At 36.9% G+C, this 11708-nt stretch carries 12 protein-coding genes; 11 read left to right on the top strand and 1 reads right to left on the bottom strand.

Annotation, left to right across the window (positions count from 1 at the left end):
- Nucleotides 1–12: 12 nt before the first annotated feature.
- On the top strand, nucleotides 13–756 hold the full coding sequence (locus tag EL087_RS04595; protein WP_126407115.1) for a class A sortase: 744 nt from the start codon (nucleotides 13–15) through the stop codon (nucleotides 754–756).
- Between the two features lie 203 nt (nucleotides 757–959).
- Here EL087_RS04595 and EL087_RS04590 read toward each other — a convergent pair whose 3' ends face one another.
- Entirely contained in the window at nucleotides 960–2276 is a 1317-nt protein-coding gene (locus EL087_RS04590) for an FAD-containing oxidoreductase (RefSeq protein WP_126407113.1), read from the bottom strand.
- A gap of 78 nt (nucleotides 2277–2354) precedes the next feature.
- Here EL087_RS04590 and EL087_RS09470 point away from each other — a divergent pair, with 78 nt between their 5' ends.
- The 10 genes from EL087_RS09470 to EL087_RS04545 all read left to right on the top strand — a co-directional run bounded on the left by EL087_RS09470 (nucleotide 2355) and on the right by EL087_RS04545 (nucleotide 11612).
- Nucleotides 2355–2489, top strand: a complete 135-nt coding sequence (locus EL087_RS09470) for a hypothetical protein (protein ID WP_260664222.1) — start codon at nucleotides 2355–2357, stop codon at nucleotides 2487–2489.
- Between the two features lie 148 nt (nucleotides 2490–2637).
- Nucleotides 2638–3846: an acyl-CoA dehydrogenase family protein gene (locus EL087_RS04585; RefSeq protein ID WP_003029666.1), complete on the top strand. Its 1209-nt coding sequence runs from the start codon at nucleotides 2638–2640 to the stop codon at nucleotides 3844–3846.
- 96 nt (nucleotides 3847–3942) lie between these two features.
- Nucleotides 3943–4791 (top strand): 3-hydroxybutyryl-CoA dehydrogenase, encoded by an 849-nt coding sequence (locus tag EL087_RS04580; protein WP_106083544.1) that lies wholly within the window; start codon nucleotides 3943–3945, stop codon nucleotides 4789–4791.
- Nucleotides 4792–4806: 15 nt separating this feature from the next.
- Nucleotides 4807–5985: an acetyl-CoA C-acetyltransferase gene (locus EL087_RS04575; RefSeq protein ID WP_126407111.1), complete on the top strand. Its 1179-nt coding sequence runs from the start codon at nucleotides 4807–4809 to the stop codon at nucleotides 5983–5985.
- 300 nt (nucleotides 5986–6285) lie between these two features.
- On the top strand, nucleotides 6286–7065 hold the full coding sequence (locus EL087_RS04570) for an enoyl-CoA hydratase/isomerase family protein (RefSeq protein ID WP_003042664.1): 780 nt from the start codon (nucleotides 6286–6288) through the stop codon (nucleotides 7063–7065).
- Nucleotides 7066–7082: 17 nt separating this feature from the next.
- Complete coding sequence (locus EL087_RS04565) at nucleotides 7083–7805, top strand: CoA transferase subunit A (RefSeq protein ID WP_126407109.1); 723 nt, start codon at nucleotides 7083–7085, stop codon at nucleotides 7803–7805.
- 1 nt (nucleotide 7806) lies between these two features.
- On the top strand, nucleotides 7807–8460 hold the full coding sequence (locus tag EL087_RS04560; protein ID WP_126407107.1) for a 3-oxoacid CoA-transferase subunit B: 654 nt from the start codon (nucleotides 7807–7809) through the stop codon (nucleotides 8458–8460).
- Between the two features lie 188 nt (nucleotides 8461–8648).
- Complete coding sequence (locus tag EL087_RS04555) at nucleotides 8649–9563, top strand: LysR family transcriptional regulator (protein WP_106083548.1); 915 nt, start codon at nucleotides 8649–8651, stop codon at nucleotides 9561–9563.
- 15 nt (nucleotides 9564–9578) lie between these two features.
- The gene (locus EL087_RS04550) at nucleotides 9579–10691 is read left to right on the top strand and encodes an acyl-CoA dehydrogenase family protein (RefSeq protein ID WP_126407105.1); all 1113 of its coding nucleotides are present in this window, start codon (nucleotides 9579–9581) and stop codon (nucleotides 10689–10691) included.
- A 3-nt stretch (nucleotides 10692–10694) separates the two neighbouring features.
- Entirely contained in the window at nucleotides 10695–11612 is a 918-nt protein-coding gene (locus EL087_RS04545) for an MBL fold metallo-hydrolase (protein ID WP_003029674.1), read from the top strand.
- The last annotated feature ends 96 nt before the right edge of the window (nucleotides 11613–11708 follow it).

Below are 11708 nucleotides of genomic sequence, written 5' to 3'. Positions count from 1 at the left end.
AAAGGAAATGTTATGTCATCAACAAGAAAAAAACATAATAAAAGAAAAAATATTCTAATTAATATTATTGCGACATTGTTAATCATTGTTGCACTTGCACTTATTTTCAACTCTTCTATTCGGAATATGATAATGGTTTGGCATACCAATCGGTATCAAGTGAGCAAAGTTTCAAAAGATAAAATCACTCAAAATAAAAAAGCTAAAACCAGCTTTAATTTCGATAAAGTTAAATCGCTGTCTACCGAAGATGTGATTAACGCTCAATGGCAGGCCCAGCAATTACCAGTTATTGGTGGAATTGCTATTCCTGAACTTTCGATGAATTTGCCAATTTTTAAAGGCTTGGACAATGTGGGTCTTTATTATGGCGCAGGTACGATGAAAGAAACACAGCAAATGGGGAAAGGGAATTATGCATTGGCTAGTCACCATGTATTTGGGATTACAGGTGCAAGCAATATGCTCTTTTCTCCTTTAGATCGTGCTAAAGCCGGAATGAAAATTTATCTGACAGATAAGGAAAAAATTTATACTTATTCCATTACTTCAGTTGAGAATGTGGCACCTGATAGAGTAGATGTGATTAATGACCGCGAAGGTGTCAATGAAGTGACTTTGGTGACTTGTGAAGATGCTGCAGCTACGTCACGAACGATTGTTAAAGGAACGCTAGAAGGAGAAACTTCTTATAAAGACGCGCCAAAAGAAATTTTAAATGCATTTAGTAAAACGTATAATCAAATGCAGCTATAATAAAAACGAGGTTGGGACGATAATATCTCAGCCTCGTTTTTATGATGGAAATAAATAGTCACGCGATACTTGAGCAAGCTTTGTAAGAGTGAGAGAACGGACTAAAAATTTTTAGTTCTCAGCCTTATCCCACTTTTGCTTTTTTGTCGAATGAAATCAAAGTGGTTTATGACAACATGTTTGTCGAAGTGCAGAAGTCGTGACTAAATCGCAAACAAATCATTAAGATTTTCAGCCAAAGTTGGATGAGTAAAGATTTGTTTTGTGAAATAAGTATAAGGAATCTTATTGTCCATAGCTACAGTTAGAATGTTAATGATTTCTTGAGCACCTTGCGAGAAGATAGTAGCCCCTAAAATTTCCTTAGTTTCTGTATTAACAACAGCTTTAAACGCTCCCCTAAGATCTGCATTGACATGTCCACGTGGCATGGCTGCAACTGGAATTTCTTTGGTAGCATAGGGCAGGCCTTGTTCTTTAGCTTGGGCTTCTGTCAAACCAATTTGTGCAAGTGGGGGAGTGATAAACATGGTAGTCGGTACATATTTGCGATTTTCAAGTGTGTAGGAGCCATCACCGGCTAAGTAATGGAAAACGACACGAAAATCATCTAGCGAAACATAAGTAAATTGTAGTCCACCGTTGACATCACCAACAGCAAAGACACCAGGAACAGTTGTTTGGCAATGCTTATCCACTTGGATAGCACCGCGGTCTGTAACTTGGATGTCTGTATTTTCAAGTTTTAATGGTTCGATATTTGGTTTACGACCGGTAGCATAAAGCAAAGCGTCAAAGCGAAATATTTCGTTTTTAGCAATGACAAGCACCTCTTCACCGTCATTTTTCACTTCTTGAGTGTAAATATTTTGAAGAATTTCAATGCTATCTTCCGTCATATATTGTTTAGCCAAAGTGGCAATTGAAGGCTCTACACGTGGTAAAAAAGTATCAGCAGCATCAAGGACAGTAACCTTGCTTCCTAGCTTATTGAAAAGTCCTGCAAATTCAAGACCGATATTTCCACCACCAAGGATGCCAAGACGTTTAGGTAATGTAGAAAGATTTTGAATGCCTGTTGAATCATAAACATTTTTTGTTGTAGTAAGTCCTGGAATTGGTAAAACATTTGAGATAGCGCCCGTATTGATGACGATATTTTCGGCTGTTAGCTCTTGCTTTTCGTCGCCTGCTACAATTTCAATTATTTTGTTAGACAGAAAATGAGCTTCTGCATCAATAATATCTACTCCAGCACTACTAATGGCTGCGTAATTTTTCCCATTAAGTCGGCTAATAACCGCGTTTTTCTCAGCCATTACTTCTTCAAATGATAGTCCTTTTTCTGCGGCGACTAATAAGGTTTTGGTTGGAATACAAGCGATATTGATACAAGTACCACCGTACATAGCTTTGCTTCGTTCAATTAAAGCAACCTTTTTTCCTTGGGTTGCCATTTTTGCTGCTAATGTTTTACCAGCTTTACCAAAACCAATAACAATTAAATCGTATGTTAACATGATTTTTCCTCCGTTTTTATAAGCATTGTAACATATTCATTTTGCAAATGCTCGCATTTTGCCCTGGAGGATTGGTAAATGATTGAGGAAAAGAATTTCTTTGAAATTAGAGAAAATATTTTTAGAAATTCAATTATTTTTACAAATAAATTTTTAACTTTTGGAAAAATTTTATTTGTAAAATCTTGCCTTTATCCTTTGAAACGTCAGTAAAATCAATATGTATAATAGAAACTTATGGGACGATTAATTTTTCTTAAGTATACATAAGACCATATCTGATATAAAATGTAAGCGTCAACAAATACTGAGCCTTGAAATGAAAGCGCTCTTATAACATTATTATAAAGGAGTCCATATTATGGCAACCAAAGAAGAAATTTTACGTGAATTATATCCTGAAGATCTCTTTCACTATGCAGACGGTCTGACACTGGGAGAAGCAGAAGTTTTGCAAGAAACTCGTCGTTTGATTGAAAAACATCTTCGTCCTGTGATCAATGAACATTGGGAAAAACCTGATTTTCCATTTGAACAATTTTACGCAGTTGCCAAAGGCGCTCAAATTATGAACAATCCTAAATTGTTCGAAGGACGTGAAGGCAGTTATAAACCGTCAGAACTTTATATTGCGTTCCTTTATTTGGAATTGGCTCGCTTTGATACATCAATGGCTACATTCTATACTGTGCATGGTGGACTTTGCTATAACACAATTTTACTCGGTGGAGACGAACGCCAACAAAAAGAATTTCTTCCTAAATTAGCAGCGTTTGATTGGCAAGGATGTTTTGCTTTGACAGAACCACTTTCTGGTTCAGACATCGCAGGTGGGCTTGCAACAACTGCTGAACGTGTAGGAGACAAGTGGATTATTAACGGTGAAAAACGTTGGATTGGTGGTTCAGATACAGCTGATGTTATTCCAGTATTTGCTCGTGACGTTGCAGATGGCAAAATTAAATGCTTTATCGTTCGCAAAGGAGCTCCTGGTTACGATGTAGAAGTTATTCAACATAAAATTGCACTTCGTTGTGTTCGAAATGGTCATATCACAATGACAAATGTTGAAGTTCCAGACTCAGACCGTTTGGTAAACATCAATGGTTTTGAAGATGTAGCTCGTATTCTTACATTTACTCGTGCTGATGTTGCTCATATTGCTATGGGAATAACTTGTGGTTCATTTGTTGCAGCATTAAAATATACTACAAACCGTCAACAATTTAAACGTCCAGTTGCTAAATTCCAAATCATTCAAGAAAAATTGGCTAGAATGCAAGCGAATGCTGTGGCAGCTATTGCTTACTCAGTTCGTCTTGCTGAAATGCAAGAAGCTGGCAATGAATTAATGTTAAATTCTGCCCTTGCTAAAATGCATAATTCACTCGTTATGCGCGAAACTGTTGCCCTTGCTCGTGAAGTAGGCGGAGGGGATGGAATCACTCTTGAAACAGATGTTGCCCGTTTCTTTGCAGACGCTGAGGCTGTTTATACTTATGAAGGTTCTCATGAAGTCAACGCTTTGATTGTTGGTCGTGAAATTACTGGCTTAGGTGCATTTGTATAATGACAAAGCAGGAACGGTTGAAGAGTATTCATCATTCAATCGTTCCTATTCTTTCATTTAAAACTTTATAATGTTAATATTAGATAGGAGAGAAAATTGAATATTTCAAAAGTGATGATCATTGGGTCAGGTCAGATGGGAAGCGGTATTGCACAAGTCTTTGCCCAATCGGGCTTTACGGTGTATTTGAATGACATTAAAGACGAATTTGTCGAAAGAGGGATTGGAAATATCACCAAGCAATTGACACGTTCTGTAGAGAAAGGTCGTCTGTCAGAAACTGATAAAAATAGTATTTTGAGTAAGTTGATTCCCTCAACCTCATACGAAGATGCAAAAAATGTTCAGTTAGTTATTGAAGCAGCTACTGAAAACCGAGACATTAAGTTGAGTATTTTTAAACAATTAGATGAATTAACAACACCAGAAACAATTTTAGCGTCCAATACATCATCTTTGTCAATTACTGACATTGCAGCAGCAACAGTGCATCAAGAACGAGTTATTGGTATGCATTTCTTTAATCCTGCTCCTGTTATGAAATTGGTCGAAGTGATCAAAGCACTTCAAACATCAGAAGAAGTAGTCAAAACTGTTCGTGAATTGACTGACAAAATCGGTAAAACAGCAGTCGATGTTAGAGATTCTTATGGTTTTGTTGTAAATCGAGTGTTGATTCCGATGATTAATGAAGCAATTTTCATTCTTGGAGAAGGAGTAGCATCAGCTGAAGAAATTGATGAAGCGATGAAGCTAGGAGCTAATCATCCAATTGGTCCTTTGGCTTTAGCGGATTTAATTGGTTTGGATGTTTGCTTGGCTATTATGGGCGTATTGAATAATGGGTTTGGTGATCCAAAATATCGTCCTGCTCCATTGTTGAAAAAAATGGTTGAAGCTAATAAACTTGGTCGTAAGACCAAGGAAGGTTTCTTTAAATACTAAGATAAGGAGCAAGAAATGAAAGAAGCAGTTATTGTATCAGCAGTTCGTACACCATTAGGTTCTTTTGGTGGAAGTTTGAAAAATATTTCAGCTGTTGATTTGGGAAGTTTGGTTATCAAAAGCGCGCTGGAACGAGCAAATTTGAAGGCTGAACAAGTTGATGAAGTGATTATGGGAAATGTTTTAGGGGCAGGACTTGGTCAGAATGTGGCACGTCAAATGAGTGTCAATGCAGGTATCCCTGTATCTTCTCCAGCATTCACAGTCAATAAAGTATGTGGTTCAGGGCTTAAAACTGTTCAGTTGGCTGCACAAGCTATCCTTTGTGGAGATGCTGATATCATTGTAGCGGGTGGTGCTGAGAATATGAGCCAAGCATCATATGTGCTGCAAAATCAACGTTGGGGCTCTCGTATGGGAGATACAAAAGTGATTGATACCATGCTTCGTGATGGTCTGACTGACGCCTTTAATGATTTCCACATGGGAATCACAGCTGAAAATGTTGCTGCACAGTATGATATTTCTCGTGAAGTTCAAGATGCTTTTGCTGTGCAATCTCAACAACGTGCTGTGGCAGCTATTGAAGCTGGACGTTTCAAAGAAGAAATTGTTCCAGTGGTTATTCCACAAAGAAAAGGTGAGCCAATTATTTTTGACACAGATGAATTTCCAAGAAAAGATGCCTCCTTAGAAGGTTTGGCTAAATTGCGTCCTGTCTTTAAAGAAGGTGGAACTGTCACGGCTGGTAATGCTTCTGGTATCAATGACGGAGCAGCAGCAGTTGTTGTCATGAGTTCAGAAAAAGCAAAAGAATTAGGCATCCCCATTTTAGCAACTATTAAATCATACGCTAGTGCGGGCTTAGATCCCAAAATCATGGGTTGCGGACCAATTTATGCCTCTCGTAAAGCACTTGAAAAAGGTGGTTTTACAGTTGAAGATCTTGATTTGATTGAATCCAATGAAGCCTTTGCAGCTCAAGCGTGTGCTGTTGGAAAAGAGTTAAATTTTGACCCAGAAAAAGTAAACGTCAATGGCGGAGCCATTGCACTTGGTCATCCAATCGGAGCATCAGGCTGCCGTATTCTGGTTACTTTATTGCATGAAATGGAAAAACGTGATGTGAAGCGTGGTCTTGCAACTCTTTGTATCGGAGGCGGAATGGGTACAGCAGTCATTGTAGAACGTTAAAAATAATTACCTACTAAATTTAATTTACCATTTGATTTTTTTACTCTGTAAAACAAATTCTATCTAAGACGTTTATCTTAAATGATTCTTAGTAGAATTTGTTTTTTATTTTGAAAATCAAAAAGTCTTAGTATTTTTTATAACTCTATAAGTTAAACTTATAGAGTTATAAATTAGGATTAAGTAGACGAGAGTGGAAAAATGAGATATCATAGCATTGTAAGCTCTTACATTTTTGGTTCAAGTATTTGTTGACACTATATACTTTATAACTCAAATTTTATAAGTAGGAGCAGTAAAATGAGTAAAACTGTTTTATTAGAAGTTAAAAACAGAATCGGCTACATCACGATCAACCGTCCTGAAGCTTTAAATGCTTTGAGTTCTCAGGTTTTGGCTGATTTGAATGAAGTTCTTGATCAAGTTGAAAACAGTGAAGACATTCGTGTTGTCATTGTGACAGGATCAGGAGAAAAAGCATTTGTAGCTGGGGCTGATATTAAGGAAATGGACTTAATGTCACCGATTCAAGCTTTTGAATACATGACATTTGCAAACAATACCTTTACTCGCCTTTCAGATTTACGTCAGCCAACGATTGCGGTACTCAATGGCTATGCACTCGGAGGTGGAATGGAACTGGCACTTTCAACGGATATTCGTATTGGATATGAAAAAACAGTTGTAGGCTTTCCAGAAGTCGGCTTGGGCATTATCCCAGGATTCGCTGGTACTCAACGCATGTCTCGTTTAATTGGAACAAGCCGTACGAAAGAATTGATTTTCACTGCTCGTACGGTGAAAGGTCAAGAAGCCTATGAACTAGGCATTCTTAACAAGCTGGTTTCCGTCGAAGAACTATTAAGCTCAGCTGAAGAATTGGCTGCAGCCATGATAAAGAATGCACCATTAGCTGTGGAAAAAGCTAAGCATGTCATTCAAGTTGGTTCGGAACTCCCACTAAAAAATGCTATCAGACTTGAAACGGAAGCTGAAGCATTGTTGTTCTCTACAGAGGACAAAGTAGAAGGGATGCGTGCTTTTGTAGAAAAACGCAAGGCGGTTTTTAATCGTAAGTAATAAGTGGAGATATTGGCATGCAAATTGTAACATTATCAGAAGCAATTTCTAACATTAAATCTGAAGATATTGTAGGTATCTCAGGTTTTCTTGGAGTGGGTGAGCCATTTGAACTCATTGAAGAATTGGTTCGACAAAATCAACAGAACTTAACAATAGTATCTGTTGTTACCTCACAACCGGGTAAAGAGATTGGCGTTGGTCGCTTGTGTGAAAATCACCAAGTTAAAAAATATATTGCAGCTCACGTGGGTACTTCCGCTGCCGTACAACATGAATATTTTAGCGGTGATATGGAAGTTGAATTCACACCAATGGGAACCGTGGTTGAACGACTTCATGCTGCGGGTGCTGGTTTGGGAGCTGTTTTGACCCCGACTGGCATTGGGACTATTTTGGAAAAAGATTATGAAAAAGTAGCTCGCAACGGCAGAGAATATCTTGTTTATGACCCTTTGAAAATTGATGTTGCTTTGATTAAGGCTACCAAGTCAGATAAATATGGCAATTTATACATTGATGGGACAACTAAAAATATTTCCTTGCAGCTGGCTCTTGCAGCTGATACAGTGATTGTTGAAGCCAATGAAATTGTTGAAGTTGGTGAAATTGATCCTAACGATGTATATATTCCCGGAATTCTTGTAGACTATGTTGTTGAAAGCTTGACTTCTAAAGAACATCATAAAATGATGGGCGACCTCTGGATAGAGACTAAAAAATTGGCAGGGGTAAATTAATATGAAATCAAAAGAAATTATTGCAAGACGTGTGGCTCTTGAATTTAAAGATGGAGATGTCATCAACCTTGGATTTGGTATTCCGAATGCCTCTGCTGATTATATTCCTGAAGGCGTAAATGTGATCCTTCAAGCAGAAAATGGTGCTCTTCGTTTTGGTGAGACACCAACAAAAGAAAATTATGATGCAAATCTGGCAAATTCTGGAGGAGCACCCATTACTCTTTTACCAGGAGCATCGTTGTTTGACCTACAAACTTCGTTTGCCATTATTCGTGGAGGCCACGTTGATGCTACGGTTTTAGGAGCGTTAGAAGTTAGTCAAGATGGCAGTATTGCGAATTGGATTATCCCAGACAAGTTTGCTCCAGGGATGGGAGGCGCTATGGACCTTCTGGTTGGTGCCAAAAGGGTTATCGCTGCTATCCAACATACTACTGTTGATGGAAAATCAAAATTGCTGAAAGAATGCACATTGCCATTGTCAGCTAAAGGAGTTTTGGATTTGGTCATCACAGAGCTAGCGGTATTTGGCTTTCAAGATGGGAACTTCCTTTTGAAAGAATTAGCTCCCGGTGTCTCTTTGGAAGAAGTTCTTGAAAAGACAGAGGGAGAAGTAATCGTGTCAGATGACTTAAAAACAATGTCTATCTAGTTAAATTATCAAGCAAATATAGCTACTGTTTGCCATAAAGTGTGTTACTATATGCTTATAACGAACTTTATCGATGATAAGTTTTTAATCAACCTATTAGCAACTGATCATCTATATTAAAAAGATCAGTTGCTATTTTATTCCTGACAAATTATATTACAAATATTGAAAGATAGGAGACGATGAACATGGATATTATTCAAATGACTTACTTTATCAATATCGTCGAATGCGGATGTAATCTTTCGATTGCTGCTAAAAAAATTCATATTAGTCAATCTGCTTTGAGTCAATTTGTCACAAATTTTGAAGCGACTGAAGGACTGCAGCTTTTTAATCGTAGAAATGGAAGATTAGAAAGTCTGACAGAAGCTGGTGGGAAAATTTATCGTTTTGCTACGGAAATTGTCAATCGCCATGAAGAAATGCAATCCATGATTCATATGGAAGCGCAAAAACAAAAAGGAACCATTAATTTAGGCATTCCTTCTCTGATTTTGCGTGTTTATTTTGCCAGTGCTCTTCCTAAATTTTTAAAGGATAATCCGCACATTAATATTCAAGTTGTGGAGGGAGGAAGCAAGGATTTACGTCAAAAATTTCTTGAAGGTGATTTAAATTTTGTTTTATTGATTGAGCCGACTAATTTAGATGCTAAAAAGTACGAGCAATATATTATACAAGCCGATGAATATGCAGCTTATATGGATAAAAATCATCCTTTAGCAGATAAAGAACTTCTTGAATGGAAAGACATCGCCGCTTATGATTTAGCAACATTTAATAAATCATTTACCACTTATGAATTAGTAGCTGAAAAATTAAAAAATAAGAAGATAGAGACAAATTTTACATATTTATCATCAGCATGGGATTTTTTAACAGAGTCTACGTATAAGAATGATATGATTGCTATTTTACCTCGTCCAGTAGAATATTTTGTGGATAAAAATAAGTTTAAAGCTGTTCGTTTTAAAGATCCGGTTCCATTTAATATCTGGTTCTGCAGACCATATAAAGCAAATTATAATGAAGTTGAAGCATACGTTTATGAAGAACTTTTGAAAGGTTACTATCAGCCTATTTCGAGCCTTGATACCTAATAAAGGAGCAAATTGATGTCAAAAATTAGCACTACAGCAGCTATGATTGATTCATATACGAATACAGCAGTCAAAAACTATGTAAAATCACATGATGAATCAACTTATTTTCCAAAGGAAATGTGGGATGAATTGACGAACGAAATGGATATATTTTTGCCCATTTTATCTGAAGAGAATCACACCTTAAGTTCTGATTTCATCACATTTATCCGAAAAATTGCTAATGAATTTGCTGCTCTTTCGGCTATTTTATTAACACAAGGTTGCTATGGAATTTATTCTATTTTGAATTTTGGGACAGCAGAGCAAAAGGAATTATATCTTGAAAAGTTACTAAAAGGTCAGTACATAGGAGGATTAGGATTTTGCGAGTATAAACATCTAAAGGGGCTAGAAGATCTTGAAACGTATGCAACAAAGACTGAGCAGGGATGGTGTCTCTCAGGGGAAAAGGCGATGATTTCCAATAGCAGCGTTGCAGATATACTACTGGTTTTGGCAAAAGTAAAAGAACAAGGTAAGGTGGAGAAGTACGGACTCTTTATTGTTGATCCAAAAGATTCGGATGTGCTAATTGGTGAACAGATTGAAAAACCGGGCTTGATAGGTCTTCCTTTGAGTTCAGTCACGCTGAAAAATGTCTTGCTCCCGGAAAACGCCTTATTGGGAGACGAATTAGCTGGGGATGTCCAATTTGCTAACATCATTAAAAATATGCAACTTGGCTTAAGTGCTATTGCGTTAGGTGTTGCTGAGGGGGCTTTCAATAAAGGTATTGAATTTGCAAAAGTGAGGAGAGGATTTGGAAAGCGTTTGATTGATGTGGAAATTCATCAAAATAAATTTGCTGATTTATATAATAAATTATGCTCTGCAGAAGCTTATTTTGCATCTTATCCTAGTCAAATTGAAGAAGATGCAAAATTTGTTTCTCGAATAAAACTGTACACGACGAAAGTTGCCATTGAGATATCCGATGAAATCCTTCGACTAATTGGTCCTTTACAAAAATTCGACAATGTTAATATCAAACGTTATTTAAAGGATGCAGAAACTATTGAAAACTATGGAAGATCTGGAAATTCTATCAGAAGAGAAATTGCCGAAAGGTGGCTAAAGGAGTAAGAAATGACAGAACTCACTCTACAAGAGTATCAATTTAGAGACATGAAATTAACTTGGTTACGTGGAGTTGATAAAATGACAGATGCAGGCACTTTATTTGGTCCTGTACCAAAAGTTGTTTGGTCACGCTATTATCCAACAACTGAAGAAAACATGATGGTTGAATTAACCGATCCAATATTGATTCAATACAAAAATAAAAATTATTTAATTGATGCAAGTTTTAACACTGCGAAACTATCTGATAAACAAAGACGAAATTTAGGGATTTTATCTGAAAGCAGAATTGAAGAGAGCTTGGAACTTTTAGGTTTGACTCCTGAAGATATTTCTTATGTGTTAATGACTCACATGCATCACGATCACTCTGGTGGATTGACAAAATTAAATGAAAATCATCAGTTGGTTTCAACTTTTCCCAATGCTAAGATTTTTGTAAATGATATTGAATGGTACGAGATGATGAACCCAAATAATCGGACTAAAGGGACTTATCTCAGAGAAAATTGGGAACCTATTCAACATCAAGTTGAGACATTTACGGAATACTTGAATGTCATACCAGAAATTCAAATGGTTCATACTGGTGGTCATAGCAATGGTCATAGTATCATTTTGCTGAAACAAGGAAATGAAACCATGATTCATATGGCAGACTTGCTCTTAACTCACGCGCATCGCAAGCCTGTATGGGTCGCTGCTGTAGATGATTACCCCATGCGTTCCATTATTGCAAAAGAAAAATGGCTCAAGGAAGCATTTGAAAATCATTATAAATTTTTCTTTTACCACGATCAATTTTTTGCTGTTGTGGAATTTGACCATGAAGGAAAAGAAATTGTTGATTATGTGAAACGGATTCGCGAACCAAGACTTCCGTTTACCGATAAGCAGGATAGAAAGCCTGTTTTGTATCATTAAGATTCAAAAATTGCCTTTTGTTTTTGAAAGGTGATTTTTTGTTGCATGATTTATCAATGCGGATTAGCTAAAATTCTGGTATAATGAAGATGTTAA

The organism is Streptococcus milleri (assembly GCF_900636525.1).
Lineage (GTDB): Bacteria > Bacillota > Bacilli > Lactobacillales > Streptococcaceae > Streptococcus > Streptococcus hominis.
This window is presented reverse-complemented; position numbering and strand designations above follow the sequence as displayed.

Bases quoted from the DNA above. Each gene is read 5' to 3' on its own strand.
- EL087_RS04550 (WP_126407105.1), top strand. From the start codon at position 9,579: ATGTCAAAAATTAGCACTACAGCAGCTATGATTGATTCATATACGAAT.
- EL087_RS09470 (WP_260664222.1), top strand. From the start codon at position 2,355: ATGATTGAGGAAAAGAATTTCTTTGAAATTAGAGAAAATATTTTTAGA.
- EL087_RS04570 (WP_003042664.1), top strand. From the start codon at position 6,286: ATGAGTAAAACTGTTTTATTAGAAGTTAAAAACAGAATCGGCTACATC.
- EL087_RS04585 (WP_003029666.1), top strand. From the start codon at position 2,638: ATGGCAACCAAAGAAGAAATTTTACGTGAATTATATCCTGAAGATCTC.
- EL087_RS04595 (WP_126407115.1), top strand. From the start codon at position 13: ATGTCATCAACAAGAAAAAAACATAATAAAAGAAAAAATATTCTAATT.
- EL087_RS04555 (WP_106083548.1), top strand. From the start codon at position 8,649: ATGGATATTATTCAAATGACTTACTTTATCAATATCGTCGAATGCGGA.
- EL087_RS04590 (WP_126407113.1), bottom strand. From the start codon at position 2,276: ATGTTAACATACGATTTAATTGTTATTGGTTTTGGTAAAGCTGGTAAA.
- EL087_RS04565 (WP_126407109.1), top strand. From the start codon at position 7,083: ATGCAAATTGTAACATTATCAGAAGCAATTTCTAACATTAAATCTGAA.
- EL087_RS04575 (WP_126407111.1), top strand. From the start codon at position 4,807: ATGAAAGAAGCAGTTATTGTATCAGCAGTTCGTACACCATTAGGTTCT.
- EL087_RS04545 (WP_003029674.1), top strand. From the start codon at position 10,695: ATGACAGAACTCACTCTACAAGAGTATCAATTTAGAGACATGAAATTA.
- EL087_RS04560 (WP_126407107.1), top strand. From the start codon at position 7,807: ATGAAATCAAAAGAAATTATTGCAAGACGTGTGGCTCTTGAATTTAAA.